General features: G+C 65.0%; 24 protein-coding genes and 1 pseudogene. 12 read left to right on the top strand and 13 right to left on the bottom strand.

Annotation, left to right across the window (positions count from 1 at the left end):
• Positions 1–7: 7 nt before the first annotated feature.
• The 10 genes from G4O04_00285 to G4O04_00240 all read left to right on the top strand — a co-directional run bounded on the left by G4O04_00285 (position 8) and on the right by G4O04_00240 (position 10,912).
• Positions 8–565 carry an adenine phosphoribosyltransferase gene (locus G4O04_00285; GenBank protein ID HEY56989.1) on the top strand — a complete coding sequence of 186 codons (558 nt, stop codon included), beginning with the start codon at positions 8–10 and terminating at the stop codon, positions 563–565.
• 25 nt (positions 566–590) lie between these two features.
• A complete protein-coding gene (locus G4O04_00280) occupies positions 591–1,223 on the top strand; it encodes an isoprenylcysteine carboxylmethyltransferase family protein (GenBank protein ID HEY56988.1) in 633 nt (210 codons plus the stop codon).
• Between the two features lie 181 nt (positions 1,224–1,404).
• Positions 1,405–3,729: a DUF4131 domain-containing protein gene (locus G4O04_00275; protein ID HEY56987.1), complete on the top strand. Its 2,325-nt coding sequence runs from the start codon at positions 1,405–1,407 to the stop codon at positions 3,727–3,729.
• Positions 3,730–3,856: 127 nt separating this feature from the next.
• Positions 3,857–4,174 carry a stage V sporulation protein S gene (locus G4O04_00270; GenBank protein HEY56986.1) on the top strand — a complete coding sequence of 106 codons (318 nt, stop codon included), beginning with the start codon at positions 3,857–3,859 and terminating at the stop codon, positions 4,172–4,174.
• A 135-nt stretch (positions 4,175–4,309) separates the two neighbouring features.
• Complete coding sequence (locus G4O04_00265; protein ID HEY56985.1) at positions 4,310–5,611, top strand: tetratricopeptide repeat protein; 1,302 nt, start codon at positions 4,310–4,312, stop codon at positions 5,609–5,611.
• 13 nt (positions 5,612–5,624) lie between these two features.
• Positions 5,625–7,082, top strand: a complete 1,458-nt coding sequence (locus G4O04_00260; GenBank protein ID HEY56984.1) for a tetratricopeptide repeat protein — start codon at positions 5,625–5,627, stop codon at positions 7,080–7,082.
• Between the two features lie 494 nt (positions 7,083–7,576).
• On the top strand, positions 7,577–7,870 hold the full coding sequence (locus tag G4O04_00255; GenBank protein HEY56983.1) for a co-chaperone GroES: 294 nt from the start codon (positions 7,577–7,579) through the stop codon (positions 7,868–7,870).
• 24 nt (positions 7,871–7,894) lie between these two features.
• The gene (gene groL / locus G4O04_00250) at positions 7,895–9,526 is read left to right on the top strand and encodes a chaperonin GroEL (GenBank protein ID HEY56982.1); all 1,632 of its coding nucleotides are present in this window, start codon (positions 7,895–7,897) and stop codon (positions 9,524–9,526) included.
• 113 nt (positions 9,527–9,639) lie between these two features.
• Positions 9,640–10,050: a hypothetical protein gene (locus G4O04_00245; protein HEY56981.1), complete on the top strand. Its 411-nt coding sequence runs from the start codon at positions 9,640–9,642 to the stop codon at positions 10,048–10,050.
• Between the two features lie 70 nt (positions 10,051–10,120).
• Entirely contained in the window at positions 10,121–10,912 is a 792-nt protein-coding gene (locus G4O04_00240) for a 2-(1,2-epoxy-1,2-dihydrophenyl)acetyl-CoA isomerase (protein ID HEY56980.1), read from the top strand.
• 80 nt (positions 10,913–10,992) lie between these two features.
• Here G4O04_00240 and G4O04_00235 read toward each other — a convergent pair whose 3' ends face one another.
• From G4O04_00235 to G4O04_00225, 3 genes are read right to left on the bottom strand one after another with little or no spacing between them, the layout of a single operon-like run.
• A complete protein-coding gene (locus tag G4O04_00235; GenBank protein HEY56979.1) occupies positions 10,993–11,433 on the bottom strand; it encodes a CBS domain-containing protein in 441 nt (146 codons plus the stop codon).
• A gap of 60 nt (positions 11,434–11,493) precedes the next feature.
• Positions 11,494–12,270, bottom strand: a complete 777-nt coding sequence (locus G4O04_00230) for a rhomboid family intramembrane serine protease (protein HEY56978.1) — start codon at positions 12,268–12,270, stop codon at positions 11,494–11,496.
• Positions 12,271–12,286: 16 nt separating this feature from the next.
• A complete protein-coding gene (locus G4O04_00225) occupies positions 12,287–12,907 on the bottom strand; it encodes a guanylate kinase (protein HEY56977.1) in 621 nt (206 codons plus the stop codon).
• Positions 12,908–12,972: 65 nt separating this feature from the next.
• On the opposite strand from G4O04_00225, the gene G4O04_00220 reads away from it, so the two are divergent.
• Complete coding sequence (locus tag G4O04_00220) at positions 12,973–13,371, top strand: zinc ribbon domain-containing protein (GenBank protein HEY56976.1); 399 nt, start codon at positions 12,973–12,975, stop codon at positions 13,369–13,371.
• A gap of 187 nt (positions 13,372–13,558) precedes the next feature.
• Here the strand turns inward: G4O04_00220 and G4O04_00215 are convergent, their stop codons facing one another.
• From G4O04_00215 to G4O04_00200, 4 genes and pseudogenes are all read right to left on the bottom strand, one after another.
• Complete coding sequence (locus G4O04_00215) at positions 13,559–14,200, bottom strand: dTMP kinase (GenBank protein HEY56975.1); 642 nt, start codon at positions 14,198–14,200, stop codon at positions 13,559–13,561.
• A gap of 83 nt (positions 14,201–14,283) precedes the next feature.
• Positions 14,284–14,397, bottom strand: a pseudogene (locus tag G4O04_00210) (type II toxin-antitoxin system VapC family toxin).
• A complete protein-coding gene (locus G4O04_00205; protein HEY56974.1) occupies positions 14,394–14,606 on the bottom strand; it encodes a toxin-antitoxin (TA) system antitoxin in 213 nt (70 codons plus the stop codon). The pseudogene G4O04_00210 and the gene G4O04_00205 overlap by 4 nt, the downstream one beginning before the upstream one ends.
• 201 nt (positions 14,607–14,807) lie before the next feature.
• The gene (locus G4O04_00200; protein ID HEY56973.1) at positions 14,808–16,412 is read right to left on the bottom strand and encodes an AAA family ATPase; all 1,605 of its coding nucleotides are present in this window, start codon (positions 16,410–16,412) and stop codon (positions 14,808–14,810) included.
• A gap of 319 nt (positions 16,413–16,731) precedes the next feature.
• On the opposite strand from G4O04_00200, the gene G4O04_00195 reads away from it, so the two are divergent.
• Positions 16,732–17,256 (top strand): hypothetical protein, encoded by a 525-nt coding sequence (locus G4O04_00195; protein HEY56972.1) that lies wholly within the window; start codon positions 16,732–16,734, stop codon positions 17,254–17,256.
• A gap of 27 nt (positions 17,257–17,283) precedes the next feature.
• Here the strand turns inward: G4O04_00195 and G4O04_00190 are convergent, their stop codons facing one another.
• The 6 genes from G4O04_00190 to G4O04_00165 form a co-directional block, all read right to left on the bottom strand.
• A complete protein-coding gene (locus G4O04_00190) occupies positions 17,284–18,213 on the bottom strand; it encodes a hypothetical protein (protein HEY56971.1) in 930 nt (309 codons plus the stop codon).
• Positions 18,214–18,423: 210 nt separating this feature from the next.
• Complete coding sequence (gene pdxT / locus G4O04_00185) at positions 18,424–19,074, bottom strand: pyridoxal 5'-phosphate synthase glutaminase subunit PdxT (GenBank protein HEY56970.1); 651 nt, start codon at positions 19,072–19,074, stop codon at positions 18,424–18,426.
• Positions 19,075–19,106: 32 nt separating this feature from the next.
• Positions 19,107–19,997: a pyridoxal 5'-phosphate synthase lyase subunit PdxS gene (gene pdxS / locus G4O04_00180; protein HEY56969.1), complete on the bottom strand. Its 891-nt coding sequence runs from the start codon at positions 19,995–19,997 to the stop codon at positions 19,107–19,109.
• 156 nt (positions 19,998–20,153) lie between these two features.
• On the bottom strand, positions 20,154–21,374 hold the full coding sequence (locus tag G4O04_00175; protein ID HEY56968.1) for an SLC45 family MFS transporter: 1,221 nt from the start codon (positions 21,372–21,374) through the stop codon (positions 20,154–20,156).
• A gap of 21 nt (positions 21,375–21,395) precedes the next feature.
• Complete coding sequence (trmD, locus tag G4O04_00170) at positions 21,396–22,160, bottom strand: tRNA (guanosine(37)-N1)-methyltransferase TrmD (protein ID HEY56967.1); 765 nt, start codon at positions 22,158–22,160, stop codon at positions 21,396–21,398.
• A 285-nt stretch (positions 22,161–22,445) separates the two neighbouring features.
• A complete protein-coding gene (locus G4O04_00165; protein HEY56966.1) occupies positions 22,446–22,865 on the bottom strand; it encodes a hypothetical protein in 420 nt (139 codons plus the stop codon).
• Between the last annotated feature and the right edge of the window lie 2 nt (positions 22,866–22,867).

Here is a 22,867-nt window from a genome sequence, read left to right as displayed (position 1 = left end):
GGCAGCCATGACCCCCAAACGGGAAACTTACCCCATCACCATCGCCGGCGTGCAGCGAGATTTGCCTTTGTTTGAAGTCGCGCCGGGGTTGAAGATCGCCGTGCTCAACATTTTGGGCGATGTGGAACTGACGCAGGCCGCAGCCAGGGCCCTGGCCGAAAAGTTGCGCGCCGTGGATTTTGATGTGCTGGTCACCGCGGAGGCCAAGGCCATCCCGCTGGCCTATGCCCTGGCGGCCGAGATGGCGAAGCCCTATGTGGTGCTGCGCAAGGCCTACAAGCCTTACATGGGGGAGGCCATTCAGGCCGAAACCCTTTCCATTACCACCGGCAAGCCGCAAACGCTCTATCTCGACGAAAAGGACCGCGAACTCATCCGGGGCAAAAAGGTAGCCCTGGTGGACGATGTCATCAGCACGGGGTCCACTTTGCAGGGGATGCGACTGGTGATGGAAAAGGCGGGCGCCGAGGTGGTCGCCGAGGCGGCCATCTGCACCGAGGGCGACCGCGCGAAGTGGATGAACATCATCGCGCTGGAGCACCTGCCGCTCTTTACCGGGGATTAGCGTTCCGGGGGCCGTCGAGGCCTCCTTGGGCTTTCTTATGGCGATCTGGCAGATGGCCGGCATCCTCTTCGGTGCGGTGGCCCTGTACGGGGCTTTGCACTCCGCCCTGGCCTCGCAGTCGGCGAAAGCGTGGGCTGCGCGGCGCCTGGGGCTGCGCGGTGGAGCCTATCGCCTGGCGTTCAACGGCCTTGCCACGGTTTTGCTGTTGCCGGTGCTGGCCCTGCCGGTGCGTTACCCCGACTGCCTGCTGTACCGTTTGCCCTGGCCCTGGGCGGCCCTGGCCGTGACCGTGCAAATCCTGGGCATGCTGCTGGTGCTGGACGCCGTGCGCCGCACAGGGGTGTGGGCCTTCTTAGGGTTGCGCGATCCGGAAGGCGACCGTCCCTTCACCGCCGCCGGGCCGTATCGCTGGATGCGACACCCCATCTATGTCGGAAGCCTGCTCTTCCTTTGGGCCTCTCCGCTGATGACGCGCAATCAGGCGTTGCTTTACGCGGCGTTGAGCCTGTATCTTGTCGTTGGGGAGCGCCTCGAAGAGAGACGTTTGGTGCGCGAATGGGGGGCGGTGTATCGGGACTATCGTCGCCGCGTGCCCACCTGGACGCCCTGGCTTACGCTGATGGGCGTCGCCATGACCTGGATGTTAGGGCAGATGTAAGGCTTTCAAGGCTTTCGCTGCCCTTCCCCCTACGAGGCACTGTGCTTCGGGGAGGAATGGGGATTGACCCCACAACCCTGTCGCCCGGGGTGTGGTGGGGTTGAAGCACGGGGGCTGTGCCATGGCGCCTCTTCCGCCCACAGCGCGCTTATCCGGCAGGGTGCGCCCGTGGTGGCAGCGGTTGCCGCTTTTGGCGCATAGCCTGGCCTGGCTGCTGGGTGTGGCCCTGGGCGCACGCTGGGCTGTGTCATGGCCCTATGCTTTGGGCGCCGGGTTGACCTTGCTGGCCCTGCGCGCGGCCCTGGCCCGTCGGCCTGCCCTCGCCTGGCTGAGCCTGGCAGCCGTCTCGCTCCTGGGCGTGGCCCGCTACCGCGCGGCGCTGCCTGATTGGAGCGCCCCGGATGCTGTGGCCGCCTATCGCGACACGGGCCGTGAGGTGGTCCTGGTCGGGGTGCTGAGCGCCCCTCCTGAGCGCCGGGGCGACCGCGCCGTGCTGCGGGTGCGGGCCGAGCGCCTGCGCTTTGCCGACGAAACGGGCCATTTTCCCGTCCATGGCCTCGTGCTGGCCCGGGCTCCCTGGGCTGAGGCCCGCGGCTTGCGTTACGGCGACCGGGTGGTGCTGCGCGGCGACCTGCGCAGTCCGCCTCAGGGCCGCGCCTTCTCCTACCGCGATTACCTCGCCCGGCAGGGTATTTACGCCGTCCTGAAAGCGCGGCGGGTGGGGATGCTGGCCCGTGGCCAGGGCAACCCCTTCCTGGCGGCCCTCTTTGCCCTGCGTCGCCGGGCTTTGCTCGAGGTGGCGCGCCTCTGGCCCCAGCCCGAAGCCGGGCTGCTGGCAGGCATCCTTTTGGGAGACGATAGCCGCATCCCTGAGGGTCTCTACCAGGCCTTTCGTGACACGGGCACGGCCCACATCATCGCCATCAGCGGCTTCAACATCACCCTCATCGCGGGGGTACTCATGACCTGGCTGGGCCGCTGGTGGGGCCCGTTGTGGGGGAGCCTGGCGGCCGTGTCGGGCATTGGGGTGTACACCGTGTTCGTGGGCGCCGACGCCGCTGTGGTGCGGGCCGCCCTCATGGGCAGCCTGGCCGTGCTGGCCCGCCGCACCGCCCGGCCCAACCACCCTTACACCGCCTTGCTCTTCGCCGCCGCGCTGATGGCCCTGCTGCGGCCCACCGTGCTTTGGGATGTGGGCTTCCAACTCTCGTTCGGCGCCACTTGGGGGCTGATGCGCTACGCCGAACCCATCACCCGGGGTGCGTCCGTCCTGTTGCGTCCCCTGCTGGGGCCGAACCTCACCCGCCGTATTCTGCCCACCTTGAGCGACGCCCTGTTGCTCACCCTGGCCGCCCAACTGACCACCCTGCCTATCACCGCCTGGCACTTCCATCGGCTCTCGCTGGTGGCTTTGGTGAGCAACCCTCTCATCTTGCTGGCCCAGGCGCCCCTGATGCTCAGCGGCGGCATCGCCCTGTTGCTGGCCCTGCTCTGGGAGCCGGCAGGCCGCCTGGCCGCCTGGCTGGCATGGCCCTGGGTGGCCTACACCATCCGCGCTGTGCAGGTGTTTGGGAACCTCCCCTGGCGGACTGTCACCCTGGCCCCCTTTGGGTGGCCCCATGTCCTGGGGTACTACCTGCTCCTTTGGGGCCTCCCCCACCTCTGGACCCAACGGAAGCGTGCCACGCCCGGGGTGTGGGTGCCCACCCTGAAGCGGATGCCCCTCCTGCTGGGCGCGACCTTGTTGGCTACCCTGCTGGCCCATGAGGCCCTGGCCGCCCCCGACCGACGGCTGCACCTCTGGCTGCTGGACACCCGCGGCGGGGAGACGCTGCTGTTGCGCACTCCCTCGGGAAAGGTGGTGCTCATCAACGGCGGGGGCGACGCCCTGGCGCTTCAGCAAGCGTTGGGGCAGCGCCTGCCTTTGCTGCGCACCACCCTGGATGTGCTCCTGGTGGCCTCGGCCGACCCCGACAACTTGCGCGGCCTGGACGAGGCGACGCAACGCTACCGCCCGGCGGTGGTGGTTGTCCCCTGGACGCCCGGCCCGGCGAGGGTGGCCGGGCAGGTCGCGCGTTGGCGTGAGGCGGGGGTGAGGGTGCAGACCCTGCCCGTGGGCGGGCAGGTGCGGTTGGATGCGGGGATCACCCTTCGGATCCAGGAAGTGCAACCCCAGGGGGTGGTGTTGACCCTGGGGTACGGCGATTTTCGCGGGGTGTTTCCTTTTGTGCCCTGGGGTGGGGCGGCCGCCCGCCGGCTGCCCCCGGCGCCTGCGGTTTTCCTGTTGGCGGGGCACGGTCGCGCGGGCTGGAACGACCCGGCCTGGTTGCAGAGGCAGCGCCCCAGGGTGTTGTTGTTGGCCGTGGACCCCGCGGCGCAGCAGGGGTTGCCGAACCTGGCTTTGTTGCAGGCGTTGCAGGGCTGGCCGCTGCTGCGCACCGATCTGGAGGGCACGATGCATCTGATCACCGATGGGCGGCGGCTGTGGGTGGCCGCGGAACGCTGAGCGTGCAAAAGCCCTCTTGCATTCCCTCGCGTTCTCTTGTACAATGCTGACAAGCAAACCGCCCCGAGCGGTACTGCTCCTGAGACCTTTCATCTGCAATCCTTTGCCGACGAGAAGGAGAAGCGCCATGGACATCATCAAAGTCTCGGGCAATTCGCGCACTTCAGCCGTAGCCGGGGCGATCGCCGGTGTGTTTCGTGAGCATCGGCGAGCCGAGGTCCAGGCCATCGGTGCCGGCGCGGTCAACCAGGCGGTGAAAGCCCTGGTGTTGGCCCGCAGTTACCTGGCCGAGGACGGCCTCAATGTGGCCTTCGTCGCCGGGTTCACCGATGTGACCATTAACGAGAAAGTGCGCACGGCCATCAAGTTCACGGTGGTCGAGTTCCCCGGCGAACTCCCGCTGGGGGATGAAGACACGTCCCAGGAAGAGGCCTCCGCCGCCTGAAGGCCTCGTACCTGGTGGCGCTTTTGGGGGAAAGACGCGAAGGACGGGCCTCTCCGGGAGTGGGGGAGGCCGCGGCTCTCTTGCTTTGGGGTGACTGGCTTGACGCTTTGCCTGAGGGGGTGGTAAGATGCAGCCATGGAACTTCGTGGCATGAAATGGAGTATGCGGCGCAAGCCCCGTCGCCCGCTGAACCCCTGGCGGGTGATGGTGTTGTTGCTGTTGATTGCCTTTGGGGTTTATTTGAACCAGGTCGTGGTGCCCACATTGCCCTCGCCGTTTGTGCCCACGCCTACGCCCACGCCCAACCCCGAGGCGGTGATGAACGAGGCGCGGCGCCTCTTCGCCCAGGGCAAACTGGCCCGCGCCATCGAGACCTACCAGGGGGCCATCCTGGCCGATCCGCGCAATCCAGCCCTGTTCATCGAACTGGCCCGCGTGCAGATGTTGAGCGGCGCGGTTGAGGCTTCCCTGACCAGCGCCCAAAACGCTTTGTTGCTCAACCCGAACAACCCCCAGGCCTTGACCTGGCAGGCCTGGGCGCTGCACCGCCTGGGCCGTACCGAAGAGGCCTTAGTAGCGGTGCGTCAGGCCCTGGAGGCGGACCCGAACCTGGGGCTGGCGCATGCCGTCTATGCCGAAATCCTCGCCGACCAGGGCAATTACACCCGCGCCGACGAGGAGATTCGCACGGCCCTGGATTTGGCCCCCAACAGCATGGAGGTGCACGCCGTTTACGGCTATGTGTTGTATGTGGAAAGCTATCTGGAGCGCGCGGCGAAGGAGTACCAGCAGGCGATTGCGGGGAACAAGTACATCCCGGAATGGCACCTGCAGTTGGGCCTGATTTACCGCTTGTTGGGGCAGCGCCAGGGCGATCCGGCCTTGCTGGACCAGGCCATCGAGGAGTTTTTGACGGCCAACACCCTGGACCCGCCCAATCCTTTGCCGGACACCTACATTGCCCGCACCTACGCCGCCTTGGGGGAGTTCGGCAAGGCGTTGCAGTACGCCGCCGACGCGGTGCAGGAAGCGCCAACCGACCCCTACATGCACGGCAATTACGGCGTCATGCTGTACAAGAACGGCAAGTACGCCGAGGCGGTGCGCGAACTGGCCCTGGTGGTGCATGGGGGATTGACCGCCGATGGCGTCACGGTGGAAGGGTTGCCGCTGGACTACGGTCGGGTGGCCGAGTACTATTTCACCTACGGTTGGGCCCTGCTGCGATTGCGACGCTGTGATGAGGCCGTGCCCATCTTCCAGGCCATTCTGAACACCATCCCGGCGGACCAGATTTCCGTGGAGAACGCGCAGGCCGGTTTGAAGACCTGCCGGGAGTTGGCGCTCACCCCGCAGCCGAACCTGACCGGGACTCCGGAAGGCACCCCGGCCCCCGGGGAAACCACACCCACCCCCACGCCGACCCCGCAGCCGTGAACGGATAGCGATCATGGAACTGCGCGGTGATGACGGTTTGCGCTTCCGCGAGGAGCGCCAGCATTCACGCCCCGGTCGGGTGGCCCTGTACCTGGCGCTGATCGCGGCGGCGTTGTGGGTGTTGCATCTGGTCAACCAGGGCGTGATTCAGCCGATGGACCTTTTCGCACCCACCCCCACGCCGACCCGCACGGCCAGGTCCTGGGCCGAGGAGGGGGCGGCGCAGTTCGTGGCGGGCAACCTGGAAGCAGCCATCGAGGCGTATCGTCAGGCGCTGACCCTGGATCCCAACAACGCCCATGTGTGGGCCGAACTGGCGCGCATTCAAACCTACTCTTCGGCCCTGCTCCCCACGGACACCGAAACCTATGCCCGCCTGCAAGAGGCGCTGGCCTCGGCCAACAAGGCAGCCGACCTGGCTCCCGACGATCCTTTCGTGCACGCCATCCGCGCCTTTGTGCTGGACTGGACGGCTACCGCGGCGCTCACCCCGGCCGATCAACGGGCTGCCTTGCTCACCGAAGCCCAAAACGCCGCCAGTCGCGCCTTGTTGTTGGCCCCTAACGATCCTCTGGCCCTGGCCTTCTTCGCCGAGGTGTTGCTGGACCAGAACAAATGGAATCAGGCAGAGCAATACGCCGAGCGGGCCGTCCAATTGGGGCCGCATTTGATGGACACCCATCGGGTGTATGCTTTCGTGCAGGAGGCGTTGGGCCGTTACAACACCGCCATCCGCGCCTATCAAGAGGCGGTGAAGTTGGCCCCCAACCTGACCTTCCTGTACATCCGCCTGGGCATCGAATATCGCACCCTGGCCTCACGGGCCACCTTGCCCGACCTGCGCGACCAGTATTACCAGATGGCCCTGGACTACTTCGCCACGGCGGCCAACATCAACGCCCGCCTGGGCATCAAAGATCCCACTCCCTATGTGGCCATTGCCAAAACCTATGCCCAGCAGGGCGAGTTTTTCATCGCCTCGCGCAACGCAGAAAAAGCCCTCCTGTTGGACCCCACCAACCCCAACACCTACGCCGAGTTGGGCATCATTTACATCAAGGCCCGAAACTACGAGGGCGCCGTGCCGGTGCTCAAGTGCGCGGTGGAAGGGTGCAACCCGGCCAAAGTGCAGGCCATTCTGGACGACTTGCGCTCGCGCTTCGAGGGCTTTGACGATGTGCAGCCCGTGGCGGTCGATCCGCTGCCGTTGACCAACACCACCGTGGCCTTTTACTACGCCTCCTACGCTTCGGTGTTGGCGGCTCTGGATCGCTGTGATCAGGCGCTGCCGGTCATGGACCGGGTGGACGCGGCGTATCCCAACGACCCGGTTTTGCAGGGGATTTCGCGGGAAAACCGGGCGATTTGCCGCACTTTGGCCGAGCAAAAGGCAGCCCGGACGCCGCAACCCACAGCGGTAACCGCCACCCCAACGCCCACCTCGACCTCAGCGCCCACGCCCACCCCTTGAGCCTTTCAGGGGCGCAATGCGTGTCTTGAGCGGCTATCCCGTTCAGGACATACAGGATTTACCGCGGTTCCTCCGAGAGTATCACCGCGAGACGGCCTAAGCGTAACCGAAGCCTGAGCAAAGGCGAAGCCCGCCGGAGCGCTTGTGCTGAGCATTGGCGAAACGGTCTCCCCACCGTCCGGGGGATGGCTTCGCCGCCTCCTTCGACTTTGCGCCCTGTCGGGCGCTGTGCTCTGGATGGCGGCTCGCCATGAAGGAAAATGTGGGTTGCTACGAAACTGCGTAAGTCCTGTTTAAGAGAGGGGAGAAGGGGAAAGAGCAAGAGGGGTGTTGGCCCTGAACCGCGGGTTTGTGGGGACAGTGTAAGAGTTTTGTTAGAAAAGGCGGGATGAGCCTTGACTTTCCCCGGGGAACTGGGTAAGATTAGGGCGCCAAATTAGCACTCGACGCTTTTGAGTGCTAATTTGTAGTTCGTTCCTTGAGGGAGGTTGACCATGGAGTGGCGCCCTTTGGGCAATCGAGTGGTCGTGGAACCCATCGAGGAAGACGAGGTGACGCCCGGAGGAATTGTGCTGCCCGAAACAGCCAAGGAGAAACCGCAGCAAGGCAAGGTGCTGGCCGTGGGTCCCGGTGAGCGGGACGAGAAGGGGCAGCGTATTCCGTTGGATGTCAAGGTGGGCGACCGCGTATTGTTTGCCAAGTACGCGGGCACCGAAGTCAAGTTGGAGGGCAAAAAGTTGCTTATCCTGCGCGAAAGCGACATCCTGGCTGTAGTTGACGAAAAATAATCCCCAACGAAGGAGAGAGACACGATGGCTGCGAAGCAGGTTGTATTTGGCGATGAAGCGCGGCAAAAACTTCTGCGCGGTGTGGATGTGCTGGCCAAGGCGGTAGCCACCACTTTGGGCCCCAAGGGCCGCAATGTGGCGCTGGACCGCAAGTTCGGTTCGCCGTCCATCACCCATGACGGCGTTTCCGTGGCCAAGGAAATCGAATTGCCGGACCCCTTTGAGAACATGGGGGCCCAGCTGCTGAAAGAGGCCGCGACCAAGACGAATGACATTGCCGGTGACGGTACTACCACCTCCACGGTGCTGGCTCACGCCATCGTGACCGAGGGCATGAAGGCCCTGGCCGCCGGGACCAACGCCATGCTGCTCAAGCGGGGCATCGAGGCGGCGGCCAAGGCGGTCTCTCAGAAGATCGCCAATATGGCCATCGAGATCAAGACCAAAGAGGAGATGGCCCATGTGGCTTCCATCTCGGCGCAGGACAAGGAAATCGGCGAACTCATCGCCGAGGTCTTTGATAAAGTGGGCAACGACGGCGTGATCACTGTCGAAGAGTCCAAGGGCCTGGAGTTCGAGACCGAGTATGTCGAGGGGATGCAGTTTGATCGGGGCTACATCTCGCCTTACTTCATCACCGACCCCGAGCACATGGAAGCCGCCATTGAGGCCCCCTACATCCTGGTTTACGACAAGAAGATCTCCGCGGCCCAGGACATCGTGCCCTTGCTGGAGAAGTTGGTGCAAATCGGCAAGCGCGATCTGGTGATCATCGCCGAGGATGTGGACGGCGAGGCGCTGGCGACCCTGGTGTTGAACAAACTGCGCGGCCTGCTCAATGTGCTGGCCGTGAAGGCGCCCGGCTTCGGTGACCGCCGCAAGGCCATGCTGCAGGACATCGCCATCCTCACCGGCGCCAATCTGATCTCCGAAGAGACGGGACGCAAGTTGGAGAGCGTGACCATCGAGGACCTGGGCCGCGCCGAGAAGGTGGTCTCCACCAAGGAGGAAACCACCATCGTGGGCGGTAAGGGCGATCCCAAGATGATCGAGGCGCGCATCGAGCAGATCCGCGTGGAGATCGACCGCGCCACCAGCGACTACGACCGTGAGAAGTTGCAGGAGCGCCTGGCCAAGTTGGCCGGTGGCGTGGCCATCATCCGCGTGGGCGCGGCCACCGAGACCGAGTTGAAGGAGAAGAAGCACCGCGTGGAGGATGCCGTCTCCGCGACCCGCGCGGCCGTGGAAGAGGGCATCGTGCCCGGCGGTGGCGTGGCCTTGCTCAACGCCATGAGCGCCCTCGATGACCTGAAGATGGACAACGAGGATGCGCAGATGGGCGTGAACATCGTGCGCAAGGCCCTGGAGATGCCCATGCGCTTGATCGCCGAGAACGCCGGCGTGGACGGCTCGGTGGTGGTGGAGAATGTGCGCCGCTTCCAGAAGGAGAAGAAGAGCAACTACATCGGCTACAATGTCCTCACCGGGGAATATGAGGACATGATCAAGGCCGGTGTGATCGACCCGGCCAAGGTGACCAAGGGCGCTTTGGAGAACGCCGCTTCCATCGCCGCCATGATCCTCACCACCGAGGCGCTGATCACCGAGATCCCGGAGAAGGAGGACAAGACGCCGGGTATGCCTGACGAGTTCTAATCCCCCGGCAGGTTGGATTTTCACGGCGGCCCCCGCACTTCGGGGGCCGCCGTTGTGCTGCCCCAGTTTTGTGGTATGATTGCCGGGAACCCTCATGTGGATGAAGGTGTCCTATGGAAAATACGGAAGAACGAAAAATCACGATCATTGAGGGGCCAACGCCAACTTTCGAGCCGGCCAACGAGGACTGGCTCTTGGGTCAGGTGGAGGGGCCGAGCCTCTCTCGCCTGGCTTTTACCCAGGTGCGCGCGCTCAACGGGCCTGAATTGATCAACCGCTGTTACCGGGCCTGGCATGCACGCGAGCCCATTCACCTGGAGTTTCGCGATCCCAGCGGCCTCATCCGGCGGGTGCCCATTGTGGCGGCCCGTCACCTGGCCACCGATGAGGGGGATGTGCTCCAGTTGTGGGTGTACACCGACGAGCCCGACATTATCGTGGAGTACAGTTACTACGATGAAGAGGAAGACGACGAGGACGAAGACGCCTCGGACGGGGATTGGTTGACCTTCGACGAGGGGTAAGCCGGGATTGGTAAACCCTCCCCCCACCTGTTGTGTGGGGGGATTTTTCCATCTTACCGGGGAGGTGGGTATGCCAGAAGATGTGCTGCTGGTCGAACAGCAGGGGCCGGTGTTGCTTTTGACCCTGAACCGCCCCAAGGTCAACGCCTTTGATCATGCCCTCATCGCGGCGTTGCAACGGGCCTTTCGCCAGGCGGCCAGGGAGGCCAGCGTGCGGGCCGTGGTGTTGCAGGCCAGGGGGCCGGTGTTCAGCGCCGGGCAGGACCTGACTGCCTTTGAGATCCTCGAAGGGCAGTCTTTGCGTCCGCACCTGCTCAGCACCTACAACCCCCTCATTTTGCAGATTCGCTGGTTGGAGAAGCCGGTGATCGCTGCGCTGCATGGCGCGGTGGCGGGGGCGGCCCTGGGGGTGGCCCTGGCCTGCGATATCCGCATCGCCGCCGAGGGGACGCGGTTTTTGGTGGGCTTTCTGGGCATTGGCTTGGCCCCGGATTCGGCGGTCTCGCTGCTTCTGCCGGCCCTGATCGGCCTGGGACGGGCCAGCGAGTATGCCTTCACTAACGAGCCCATCACCGTCGAGCAGGCCCTGGCCTGGGGATTGGTCAACCGGGTGACGCCCGTCGAGCGGCTGCACGAAGAGGCGCTGGCCCTGGCGCAGCGGCTGGCCCGGGGTCCGGTGCGGGCCATGGGGTTGACCAAACGCGCCTTCAACCGCGCCATGTTGCCCCATCTGGAGGCGGTGTTGGATTACGAAAGCCACATCCAGGATATCGCCTTCCGCAGCCCCGAACACAAGGAGGGCGTGACGGCTTTCCGCGAGAAGCGTCCGCCCAGGTTCTGGGAACCCGCTGAGGAGGGATGAGCCCCCGGAAACGACGGTATCCAGAAAGAAACCGCACCCCAAAAGGGTGCGGTTTTTGATTTCCGGGTGGCAGGGGTAGGCTACAGGGTTTCGGCGCCGGTGATGTAGTTCACCAGTTGCTGGATGGTGAACTGGTGGTGTTCGATGATGGACTTCACCGCGTCGCCGATGGAGACCACCCCCAGGAGTTTGTCTCCTTCGCGCACCGGGAGGTGGCGCAGACGCTTTTCGGTCATCACGGCAAGGACCTCTTCGGCAGTGGCTTTGGGGTCGATGCACAACACCTGGGGGGTCATCACTTTGGAGACGGGCGTGGTCGCCGGATCCAGGCCCTCAACCACTACCCGCCGGGCCAGGTCGCGTTCCGAGAAGATCCCCTTCACGTGGCCGCCGTCGATGACGAGCACTGCGCCGATGTTCTTTTCGGCTATCAGGCGTGTGGCGTCCAACACGCTGGTATCCGGTGAAACCGACCAGATGTGATGCCCTTTGCGTTTGAGGATTTGGGCTACCGTGTCCATGGTTACCTCCTTGGTCGCTGGTTGAAACACTCGGGCCGCTGTAAAGTTGCGCAGGGATGCTCAGAGATACTTGGGCCAGCCGGCCACTAGGAAGAGGGCGAAGACCAGCGCCACCCCTGCCGCCGCCGCTAAGGTACGCGGCCAGGTTTGGGTGTTGCGCAGCACGCGCTGGGCAGTGAGCAACGAAAAGCCGGCCTCGTAGCGTGGGCCGCCGAAGGCCGTCAGCGCCATGCCCCCCAGCAAACCGCCCACATGCCCCCAGTTGTCGATTTGAGGCACCACCGCGCCAAAAGCGAGGTTGACCAGGGCCAGCATCACGGCGTTGCGCAGGTACATCCCGGCCACCGGGCCGAAGGCCTCGCGGTTCTGAGCGTAGATCACGATGTAGGCCCCGATGAGGCCGAAGATGGCCGTGGACGCGCCCAGCGAAGGGGAGGGGTCCATGGCGAAGGATACGGCCATCCCGGTGTAGCCGCTGAGGAAATAAAGCAGCGCAAAAGGCCCATGGCCCATCATGCGTTCCAGCCCCGGCCCCAGCACATACAGGGCGTACATGTTGAAGCCGATGTGCAGCAGGTTGCCGTGGAGGAAAAGGGGCGTGATGAGCCGCCACCACTCGCCGTGGACGATGGCCGGCCCCCACTTGAGGCCCAGCAGCGCGGGGTAGTCGTTGCCCAGCCAGGCCTGGCTGAGCAGTTGCAAGCTGTACACGGCCACGGTGAGGATGAGCAACGCCCAGGTCACCCAGGGCCCCCGCTGTGCCTGGCGCCACTTGCGGCGCCAGGCGGGCTCGGGTTGGGAAGGGGGAGCCGAAAACACAGGGGTTGGCGTGGTCAACGCAGCCTCCTTGGGGTCACAGGGTCACCTTGCGGTGCGGGATGCGGTGGTGCTCGGCCGTCATGATGGCGATGATGGTGTCCACGGCCTTATCCAGTTTTCCTTCCCGATTGACCACTACATAGTCGAATTCATGCAGACGTTCCAGTTCCTTGCGCGCTGTGGCGATGCGCAGTTTGAGGTCTTCGGGGCTCTCCGTCTGGCGCTTTTTCAGGCGGCGCACCAACTCCTCTTCGCTCTCCGTGGTGAGGAAGATGAGCACGGCTTCGGGAGCCAGCCGGCGCACCGTGGCCGCGCCCTGCACATCCACCCGCATTACCACATCCTTGCCGCTGGCCAGGGCCCGCCGCACCTGCTCCTTGGGGATGCCCTTGTAGTCATTGTACACCAAAGCATATTCCAGCAATTCGCCGTGGTCGATCATCTCGGCGAACTCTTCCCGGGAGACGAAAAAGTAATCCACCCCGTGGCGCTCGCCGGGACGGGGCGGGCGGGTGGTCGCCGTGACCACGAAATGGAAGGGCAGGTTGCGCTCTTTCATCCGCTGGATGACCGAATCTTTGCCTACCCCTGAGGGGCCCGAGATGACCACCAGCAGGGGTTCGGGTTGGGGAAGTTGGAAAGAAGCGTTGCTCATGGCCTCACCTGAGTATAATAGTTTTCCAGAAAGGGTAGGTCCAACTCTGAGGTGTGGAGGTGGCTATGCCGGCCTATTCCTACCAGTGTCTGGACTGTGGGAAACGGTTTACCGTGCGCATGTCCTATGCGGAATACGGGCAACGGGCGGTGCACTGCCCGGCTTGCCAGAGCGACCATCTGCAGCGCATTATCCGCCCAGTGCGTATGCTGCGCTCCGAAGAGAGCCGCCTGGAGGAATCCTTAGCCGACCCGGCTATGCTCGATGCCCTGGACGAGGACCCACGGGCCCTGGGCCGTATGATGCGCGAGATGAGCCGTGAACTGGGCGAGGACCTGGGCCCCGAGTTCGAGGAAGTGGTGGATCGGTTGGAAAAGGGCCAGACGCCTGAGGAAATCGAGCAGGCCATGCCCGAACTGGCCGAGGAATTTGGGGAGGACAGCCCTCCTCCCCCGGAAGAATGACACCGCCTGCCCATCCTGCCCAACCCGGACCTCAAAGGACGGCCCGCTCCCCAGGAAAAGGGGCCGTCCCTTTTTTTCATCTGTTCCCCTCGACCGGGGCGCGATACCTCAGGCCAGGGCCTACCACCACCACACAGCCCTGAGCAGAGCGGCCCACAGGGCCGCGTAGTCGAAGGGCCGCCCTGCCCTACCTCCCTTCCGGCCACAGCCCCTTTTGGCGCAGGCGCGCCACCACCACCCGGCGTACCTCGGCCTGCACCTCTTCGGCCGGCCGCCGGGCGTCGATTTTCACCCAGCGCCCTGGCTCCTGCTCGGCCAGCCGCAAGTAGCCCCGGCGCACCCGCTGATGGAAGGCCAGCGTTTCCGCATCCAGCCGGTTCCACTCCTGGAGCAGAGGCTGTCGTCGGCGCAGCCCATCCTCCACAGGCAGGTCCAGCAACAGCGTGAGGTCGGGCATCAATCCGCCTGTGGCATAGGCGACCACCTGCGCCAGGGCCTCCAAATCGGTCTGCCGGCCGTAGCCTTGATAGGCCAGGGTCGAGTCGGCGTAGCGGTCGCAGAGGACCACCTTGCCCTGCTCCAGGGCCGGGGCGATGAGTTTCGCCACATGTTCGGCGCGGGAAGCCTGAAAGAGTAACACCTCGGTGCGGGGGTGCATGGCCTGGTTGGCGTGATCAAGCAGGATGCGGCGCACCTGCTCACCGATGGGCGTGCCGCCGGGCTCGCGCGTGCGTACCACCGGCACGCCCTGCGCCTCGAGAAAATCGGCCAGGGCGGCCAGTTGAGTGCTCTTGCCGCCGCCTTCAGGGCCTTCGAAGGTGATAAACAGGCCGGGGTAGACTTTCTGCCGGGAGCCAGGAAGAGAGGTCACCAGATCACTTCCACCGGATACTGGGTCAGCCGTGCGTCACGACTGAGGAGCACCTCATGCTGCGGGTCGCGGCAGAGGGAGAGGACACGTTCGGAAAGACGCTCGGGCTGGCTGTCCCACCAGATAAAGATATGCGTATCCAAAAGCAACTTCATTGCTGGTCCGTCCAAAAAGCCTCTGGCAAGGGGGCGTCAAAATTGGCTTTGGTCTGAAAAGCGCCGGGATGCAAGCCAGTAACACGGACCCCTAACGGGACCAGGCGGGCGATGGGCGTGTCTCCCTCATCAACCAACACCCACTCCTCTCCGGCCCGGGCCCCGGCCACAAGTTCACGAAACCGTTTTTGCGCCTCTTGGACATCCATCTGTTTCTGCTTCGTGGGTTTTGCCTTTCACCAGTAGGATTTCTCGGGGCTTTTTCGTGTTCTTACATTCCCGGATGGAGGCCGACCAGGCTGGAGATACCCCCCTGGCCTCCGCCGTCCCCCTCCCCTCTCCTTCGCAAGGAGAGGGGAGGGGGGGATTGAGGGGGGGCGGGGTGAGGTGGGCAAAAAACGGGTGAAAAACTACCGCGTCCGGTAAATCCGCACCCGGCGGTGCGGCTCCCGGCCATGGGATTGGGAGCCTAAGTTGGCCTGGCGGGCCAACTGGTGCTGCAATCGCCGGATGTACGCCGAAGCCGGGGGCAGGTCCACCCAACGCTCGCCGTGGAGCACAGCCTCGATGGCCGCCTGGGTTTCGCGGACAACGGCGTCCAGCGAAGAGTCGCTGTAGTCCCCCGCGTCCAGGTGAAACAGGTCGCGGAGGAAGTTTTCCATCTGCACCACGGTGTTGGAGCGCAACACATAAATCGGCACGCCGCGCGCTTCGGCGTCGGTGATCACGCGCTGGCGCTTGCGGTAGTACGAGCGTAGCGTGACCAGCGCCTGGGCGTCGCGCAGGTCCTTGACCACGATGGCGGGCACCTCCAGGCGATTGGCCGCCTTTTCCAGGCGGTTGCGGGCTACGCCGTAGGCGAAGATGCGCACCGGCGCCAAGCGGCGTGTCCCTAAACGCTCTTCTTCCAGTGCGGCCTCGCCGACTGGTTCGTAGGCCATCGCCTGGGTGCGCTGCCGCCAGGCGTCCTGCACCCGGCGCGGGCCACGGCGATCGCGGGCCTGGGCTGGCGCCGGGCGCACCTTTTCGATGTGGATTTCACCCTGCTCGTCCCGCCAGCGCAGTTCGGCCTGCAACGGCTCGCCGCGCAGCAGCGCGTCCACGGCCTCGGCCACATCTTTGTGCACCAGCAGGCGATCGCGGTCCTGGATTTCGACTAGGATGTCGAAGGTGGGCGGCGCGCGGCGCTCCAGCACGGTCTTCTGCGTGCCGCGACGGCGAGCCTCTTCGTCCGAAAGGGTCACCGATTCGATGCCGCCGATGAGGTCCGAGAGGGTGGGGTTGAGCAGCAGATTTTCCAGGGTGTTGCCGTGGGCCGTGGCGATGAGTTGCACGCCGCGCTCGGCGATGGTGCGCGCCGCCAGGGCCTCCAGCTCGCGGCCGATCTCGTCGATGACGATGACTTCGGGGTTGTGGTTCTCCACCGCCTCGATCATCACCTCGTGTTGCAACGAGGGGGTGGCCACTTGCATCCGGCGCGCGCGCCCCACAGCCGGATGGGGCACATCGCCGTCGCCGCCGATCTCGTTGGAGGTATCCACGATGACCACCCGCTTGGTCTCGGCCAGGATGCGGGCCGCTTCGCGCAGCAGGGTGGTTTTGCCCACGCCGGGGCGGCCCAGGAGCAGCAGGCTCTTGCCGCTTTCCACCAGGTCCTGGATGATGTCAATGGTTCCGTACACCGCGCGGCCCACGCGGCAGGTGAGGCCGACCACCGCCCCCCGGCGGTTCCGGATGGCCGAGATGCGGTGCAGGGTGCGCTCGATGCCCGCGCGGTTGTCCTCGTCGAACTCGCCCACGCGGGCCACCACATAATCGATTTCCTCTCGCGTGACCTCGCGGTCGCGGAGCACGATTTCGCCGTGGGTAAAGCGGGCCGTCGGCACCCGCCCCAGGTCGAGGATCACTTCCAGCAAATTGTCGCTATCGTTGACGCGATCCACCGCCTGCGCGATCTCCGGCGGCAGCACGTCCAACAAAGCGTGCAGGTCGTCCGTAATCTTTCGTTTCGTCATCATGTTTTTTCTACAGGTTCTCCCTTGTTTTCCACAAGTCTGTCCCGGGTTTTCCACCGGTTCTCAGGGGCTTTTTCCACAACGAGATGGGGTGGCGCGTAATGGGTTATACCACATCCACGAGGGGGCGTCAAAGTGCTTTGCAGCCCGGGCCGATGGGCCACGGATGACGCGGATGCGGCGGATGGGCGCGGATGATAGCTGGCGTTTCACGCGCCCGTGGCGGTAAAATACATTCAACTACCTGAACGGCTACTTCGGCCAGCCAGTCGCCCCCTTTGTCTCGGACAAGGCGGTCTGGGGCGAAAACGTCCGGCTCTTGCCCCCGGCGAACAGGCTGTTCGCCGTCCACGGCGTCGTGGCCAACGGCGCAAGCACAAGCAAATATGTCCTGGTCTCCAACGGCGTCACGGCGGATCTCGTCCCGGCAGACCAGGTGCCTTCAGAGGTGCTGGCCAGCCTTGCCGACCTCGGACTCGACAGGGGCGACGCCCTCCAGCGCATTGAGCGCGCCCGCGCCTGGATGTACTACATGGAGAACTTCCACCTTGGGGGAGTTCACCCTCCACCCGACGGCTCAAAACAGGAAGAACTCAAAATCGACATGAAGTGCTTCCTCGGGCTTCGTAGAGAGCGGCTCGACATTTTGAACCCATATGTCACAGCCCTCCAGGTCTATTTCATGACCCATCAGGCCGACAGGTACAGGGATATGTGGAGGCAGGCTTCCCCGGGGAGCGAGCCTGGGCGGTCGCAGGAAGGCACGGGCTTTTGGTTTGGGGGAGATTACAGGTCTGTCAAACTGGTCGGCTTTTGTCGGGCGCCGGCAGCGGGCGCGGGGTGAGGTTGGGCTCGACAACCCCCGAACGCTTCACGAATGGAGGGCGATGGGGCGCAAAGGTTGGGTGATGGTGGCTTTCTCCGCGCGGGCCGGGGCCGTGGCGCTCACCGGAAGCCCCACCGGACGGGCGAGTAGCAGCCAGTGCCCTTGGCGGCGCAGGCCCAGGGCGGTGAGCGTTTGGTCCTCCACTCCGTCGCCGGCCACGGTGCAGAGCCACACCGGGCGATGCGGGAAGCGTTGCTCTACCTGATGGAGCAGGGAAGCAAGACCGTGTTCCCCCTGGGGCAGGGCCGACGGGTGCAGGAACACCTGCACCCACACCCCGCCGGGGCCGGCGTCCACCCAGGCCACGCCTCCTATCGTCCGGTCTGCCGGGAGGACCCACCAGCCCGCCTGGGCCCGCGGTTGGGCGATCACCGGGCGTACGGCCGGGGGCACCCGCTCGAGCCAGAGGCTTTGGGCTGCGCCCAACCACATCGGCTGCAAAGGGCGCCAGGCGTCCGTCGGGGAGGCCGGGGGGCGGGAAGCCGTCCAACGCCATAGCGTCAGATGGGTCAGAGGCAACAGCCCGGCCTTTTGCAGCACGGCCAGGCCGGTCCCTTCGGCGGGCGTTTCGGCGGCCAGGTAGCGGGCACCGCGCCGTCCGGCCTGGCGGGCCATGTGCTCGATGAGGGCGACCAGCGCGCCCACGGCCTCTTCCAGCGCCTCGGCCGGGGCCAGATGGGTCAGCCAGCCCAGCGGCTGCCCCCCGCGGGTGACTTCGGCCCGGGCCAGCAGGGGCAGCCCATCGGCAAAGGACACCGAGGCCAAGCTCTCGCCGGGCGGGCGAAACACGCCCCACCAGCCGCCGGGCCAGCCGCACCGCCCGGTGGCCCAGCGCCGCGCGCTCAAACACACCATTCGCCCCCGGTAGCGCCAGATCAGCCAACCGTCCTGCCAGCCCAGATTGCGGGGCGACATGGAAGCATCCTTTCGCCGCACTGGCGGGGTGGTGTCTTTGGGGGCAGGGCAGGTAAGGGTGGCCTTTGACTGCGACCGCTTGTGCGGTCTCCGCTCAGGCCCTCGACTTCAGCCGCTTGTGCGGCTTCTGCTCAGGCCTTCGCCGGAGACGCCCTGAGCGGAGGGCGGAGCCCGCAGTGGAAGGGCGTCCAGGTTGCGGCGGCGATTCCCTCACCCGCCGCGGGCCAGGTGCAAAAAGTACGCGTGAAAGCGCAGGTCGTCGGTCAGTTCGGGATGGAACGAAGTGGCCAGCAACTTGCCCTGTCGGGCGGCCACGATGCGCCCGTCGTCCAGCGTGGCCAGCACCTCGGCCGGTGGGTCCACCGTTTCGATCAGTGGGGCCCGGATGAACACCGCGTGGAAAGGACGTTCATCCTCAGGGGCCACCGCCTTGAGGGCGGGCACGGGGATGTCCACCTCGAAACTGGCCACCTGGCGGCCAAAGGCGTTGCGCTCCACGGTGATGTTCATCAGCCCCAGCAGGGGCTGCTCGCGGCGGGCGTCTTTGGAGAGGAAGATGGCCCCGGCGCAGGTGCCCCAGATGGCCTTTTCGCGGCCAAAGGCCCGCAACGGTTCCATCATCCCGAACTCCACGGCCAGTTTCCCGATGGTGGTGGATTCCCCGCCGGGGATGATCAGCCCGTCCAGCCCTTCCAGGTGTTCGGGCAGGCGCACCTCGCGCACGGCCACGCCCAGGCGCAGCAACATGGCCTCGTGCTCCCAGAAGGAACCCTGCAAGGCCAGGATGCCGATGGTGAGGTCGCTGTGCACCTGGCGGGCTGCTTCGTGTAGCACCAGGGGATTGGGGACGATTTCTGGCATGGCGCCTCTCTGCCGCTTTTGGGCAACGCGCTTTACCAGCCGCGCACGGCCAGGCGTTCTTCTTTGGGCAAGTCGGCAGCCTGGCGGCCGCGCATGGGCTCACCCAGCCCTTTGCTCACTTCGGCCAGGATGGCCGGGTCGTTGTAGTGGGTCACCGCCTTGACGATGGCCGCCGCCCGCTTGGCCGGGTTCTCGGATTTGAAGATCCCCGAACCCACGAAGATGCCGTCCAGGCCCAGTTGCATCATCAGGGCCGCGTCGGCCGGGGTGGCGATGCCGCCGGCGGCAAAGTTGACCACCGGCAGGCGGCCCAGGCGTTTCACCTCGCGCACCAACTCGATGGGCGCGCCGATTTCTTTGGCGTAGGTGTACAGTTCCTCGTCGGCCATGGTCTGCAGGCGGCGGATCTCGCCCATCACCGCGCGGGCGTGGCGCACGGCCTCCACCACATCGCCCGTACCGGCCTCGCCTTTGGTGCGGATCATGGCCGCCCCTTCGGCGATGCGGCGCAATGCCTCACCCAGGTTGCGCGCCCCACACACAAAGGGCACCTTGAACTGGTGCTTGTCGATGTGATGCTCTTCGTCGGCCGGCGTCAACACCTCGGATTCGTCGACGTAGTCCACCCCGATGGCCTCCAGAATCTGGGCTTCCACAAAGTGGCCGATGCGCACCTTGGCCATCACCGGGATGGACACCGCGTCCATGATCTTCAGGATGAGTTCGGGGTCGCTCATGCGGGCCACGCCACCCTGGTTGCGGATATCGGCGGGCACCCGTTCCAGGGCCATCACGGCCACCGCGCCGGCGTCTTCAGCGATTTTGGCCTGTTCAGGGGTGACCACATCCATGATCACACCGCCTTTGAGCATCTGAGCCAGGCCCACCTTGACCTTGAAGGAACCGGTTATATACTCGCCCATGGCTGCCTCCACCATCCTCTTGGGGATGAAAAATTTTTGGGACTGTGCTCTAAAATTTTACCACGGACGCCTCACGGGATGTGCCCCTTCCCCGAAAAAATCCTCTGGGGAGAGGACCCTGGGGGAAGTCGCTGTCCATAGGCGGCGTGTGCTGGCTCAGGGGGTGGGTGCTGCGCTCCGGGGACGGACTTTCCCCATGAACACACCGGCCAGCACCATGAACACCACCGAGAAAGGGAACATGATGCGGTAGTTGCTCCCGGTCCAGTCGATGAGGAAGCCCACCACCTGGGGGCCGGCCACGGCGGCGATGTTCGAGGCCAGGTAGTACAGTCCGGTGAACGCGCCGATGGCCTCGGCGCCGCTGACATCGTACACCAGGGGCAGGGAGTTGACATTGATGAGTGCCCAAAAGAAGCCGGCCAGCACCAGGAAAGGCAACAGCATGGCCACGCTGCGAATCTGGGTGCCGTAAAGCATCATCAGGGCCAGGCCGCCCACCCCCCACAGGATGATGCGCCGCCGACCCAGGCGCTCACCCAACACCCCGGCGGGGATGGCCGTGATCACGAAGGTCAGGGCCAGCAGGGCGGTGTAGATGGCCATGCGCCCCTCGGTCACCCCCAGGACATATTTGCCGAAGGAGGAAATCCAGGTCTCGAGGGCGTTGTAGCCCATGAACCAGGAGAGGATGGCCAGGAGCACGAAAACGCCCGAGGGGTCGGGGTGTTGCCATAAGGCTTTGAGCGTGCTCAGGGCGCCTTGGGACGCGCCCGCTGCGGCGTCGGCAGCCGGTCGGCGAGGCTCGTGGATGAAGAGCACCACCAGCACCACCGAGATCAGCATGAGCAGGCTGCCGAAGAAGAAAGGCGCCGGACGGCCCAGGTGTTCATACAGGTAGCCACCGCCCACGAAGGCCACGATGGCCCCCACGCCGCCCATGAAGTTGATCACACCGTTGGCCGTGCTGCGCTGGTGGGGCGGAAAGATGTCGCCCAACAGGGCCACCGTGGGCGCGCGGAAGAGCGCCATGCCGATGTTGGTGAACAGGATGGCGAACATCACCCCTACCACGGCGTGTTGCAGGGGGACGAAGACAAAGGCCAGCGCGGCCAGGGGCGCGCCCAACAGGAGCCAGGGCTTGCGCCGCCCGATGCGCGTCCAGGTGCGGTCTGAGGCGGCGCCTACCGTGGGCTGGACGAACATGTTGAGGTAGTTGTCCCAGGTCATCACGAAGCCCACCATGGTGGCCGAAAGCCCCATCTCTTTGAGGAAGATGGGCACGAAGTTGTTGAAGATGGGCCAGATGAGACTGATGCCGAAAAAGCCAAAAGCCAAAAGAAAAGTACGGGCGTAGGGAAAGCGTTGCGTGTTCACGGCAGGCTCCTTGAGAAAGGGTCAGGGTTCCCCCTCGGGGACGGTTGCGGCCGAGCGGCGCTCGGCTTCCCACTGGGCGATGAGGCGGCGTTCCTCTTCGGTGAGGTGGGCCTGGGTCAGCAGGTCGGGGCGGCGTTCCCAGGTGCGGCGCAGAGATTGCTCCCGCCGCCAGCGGGCGATGCGACCGTGGTCGCCGGAGAGCAGCACTTCGGGCACCCGCCAGCCGCGGAACTCGGCCGGGCGGGTGTAGTGGGGATGCTCCAGTAAGCCGTCGGCGAAAGAATCCTTGTGCGGGGCGTCGGGGTCCCCTAACACGCCGGGAAGCAACCGGGTCACCGCGTCCATGACCACCAGGGCGGGCAGTTCGCCGCCGGTGAGCACATAGTCGCCGATGGAGATTTCGTCGGTGACCAGATGCTCCCGCACCCGCTCATCGATCCCCTCGTAGCGCCCACAAAGCAGGGCCAGATGTTCATGCTGCGCCAGTTCGCGGGCCACGGCCTGGGTGAAAGGCCGCCCCTGGGGGGTGAGCAGGATGACCGGGCAGCGGGGTGGTCGGCCCAACACATCCTCCACGGCGGCGAAGATGGGTTCGGGCTTCATGATCATCCCCCCGCCGCCGCCGTAGGGTTCGTCGTCCACCACATGATGTTTGTCCGTGGTCCAGTCGCGGATGTTGTGCACGTGCACTTCCAACACGCCCATCTGCCGGGCGCGGGCCATGATGCTCACATCCAGGTAGGGGGAGAAGACCTCAGGGAACAGGGTGAAGACATCAAAACGCATGGCACCTCTCGCGTGTCTCCCTCCTTCGTCAGGAGGGAGACGGTCAGATTGGACGCGAAGCGTATAGCCCAGGTTGTGGAACGGATCCTTGCTTCCCACCCTGCGGCCCTTCGAGCCCCCTGAGCGGAGCGGCCCTCAGGGCCGCGGGGTGGAAGGGGTCTCAAAAGGCCACATCCTCTCTCTTCTCCCCTTCCGGAAGGGGAGGAAACTCCGTCCGATTTGCCTCCTCCTGGGAGGGTAAAAAAGCTGGACAAGTTCTTTGACACCGGAGGCAGTGGCCCGGGTTCACTCCTCCTCGCCGGGGTATCCGGGCAGGTTGATCTCCAGCACCTCGCCGTGGATGTTGATCCGCACGCGAAAGCCCACCATGCCCAGATAGGCGCGCACTTCCTCCGGCAGGCCGATTTGGAGCAACTGTTCGAATTGCTGATCGAGGTTCTGGAATTGTTGTTGGATGGCGGCCAGACTGAAGGGGTCGTCCGCGCCCAGCATCTGGGCGGCCTGTTGGGCCAGGATGTCTTCGTGCCCCTCGATGAGGCGACGCATGTGCTGGAGCACCTGGCGATCCACCTGCTCGGAGGCGATGTGGAGGCGAAAGCCGTTGTCGTCCACGATGTAGCAGGGCTCCCCGCCCACTTGGCCGACTCCCACGGGGCGGTCATACTCGTCCACCACCAATCCGGCAAAGAGGGGTTCACTCGCCATGT

The sequence above is a fragment of the Anaerolineae bacterium genome, from assembly GCA_011176535.1.
Taxonomy (GTDB): Bacteria; Chloroflexota; Anaerolineae; order Anaerolineales; family DRMV01; genus DUEP01.
This window is presented reverse-complemented; position numbering and strand designations above follow the sequence as displayed.

What these genes read in the sequence shown, in the direction of transcription:
- G4O04_00245 (HEY56981.1), top strand. Translation starts at nt 9,640, where the DNA reads ATGGAAAATACGGAAGAACGAAAAATCACGATCATTGAGGGGCCAACG.
- trmD (HEY56967.1), bottom strand. Translation starts at nt 22,160, where the DNA reads ATGCGTTTTGATGTCTTCACCCTGTTCCCTGAGGTCTTCTCCCCCTAC.
- G4O04_00165 (HEY56966.1), bottom strand. Translation starts at nt 22,865, where the DNA reads ATGGCGAGTGAACCCCTCTTTGCCGGATTGGTGGTGGACGAGTATGAC.
- G4O04_00235 (HEY56979.1), bottom strand. Translation starts at nt 11,433, where the DNA reads ATGGACACGGTAGCCCAAATCCTCAAACGCAAAGGGCATCACATCTGG.
- G4O04_00240 (HEY56980.1), top strand. Translation starts at nt 10,121, where the DNA reads ATGCCAGAAGATGTGCTGCTGGTCGAACAGCAGGGGCCGGTGTTGCTT.
- G4O04_00225 (HEY56977.1), bottom strand. Translation starts at nt 12,907, where the DNA reads ATGAGCAACGCTTCTTTCCAACTTCCCCAACCCGAACCCCTGCTGGTG.
- G4O04_00255 (HEY56983.1), top strand. Translation starts at nt 7,577, where the DNA reads ATGGAGTGGCGCCCTTTGGGCAATCGAGTGGTCGTGGAACCCATCGAG.
- G4O04_00270 (HEY56986.1), top strand. Translation starts at nt 3,857, where the DNA reads ATGGACATCATCAAAGTCTCGGGCAATTCGCGCACTTCAGCCGTAGCC.
- G4O04_00220 (HEY56976.1), top strand. Translation starts at nt 12,973, where the DNA reads ATGCCGGCCTATTCCTACCAGTGTCTGGACTGTGGGAAACGGTTTACC.
- G4O04_00190 (HEY56971.1), bottom strand. Translation starts at nt 18,213, where the DNA reads ATGTCGCCCCGCAATCTGGGCTGGCAGGACGGTTGGCTGATCTGGCGC.
- pdxS (HEY56969.1), bottom strand. Translation starts at nt 19,997, where the DNA reads ATGGGCGAGTATATAACCGGTTCCTTCAAGGTCAAGGTGGGCCTGGCT.
- G4O04_00205 (HEY56974.1), bottom strand. Translation starts at nt 14,606, where the DNA reads ATGGATGTCCAAGAGGCGCAAAAACGGTTTCGTGAACTTGTGGCCGGG.
- G4O04_00265 (HEY56985.1), top strand. Translation starts at nt 4,310, where the DNA reads ATGGAACTTCGTGGCATGAAATGGAGTATGCGGCGCAAGCCCCGTCGC.
- G4O04_00260 (HEY56984.1), top strand. Translation starts at nt 5,625, where the DNA reads ATGGAACTGCGCGGTGATGACGGTTTGCGCTTCCGCGAGGAGCGCCAG.
- groL (HEY56982.1), top strand. Translation starts at nt 7,895, where the DNA reads ATGGCTGCGAAGCAGGTTGTATTTGGCGATGAAGCGCGGCAAAAACTT.
- pdxT (HEY56970.1), bottom strand. Translation starts at nt 19,074, where the DNA reads ATGCCAGAAATCGTCCCCAATCCCCTGGTGCTACACGAAGCAGCCCGC.
- G4O04_00200 (HEY56973.1), bottom strand. Translation starts at nt 16,412, where the DNA reads ATGACGAAACGAAAGATTACGGACGACCTGCACGCTTTGTTGGACGTG.
- G4O04_00285 (HEY56989.1), top strand. Translation starts at nt 8, where the DNA reads ATGACCCCCAAACGGGAAACTTACCCCATCACCATCGCCGGCGTGCAG.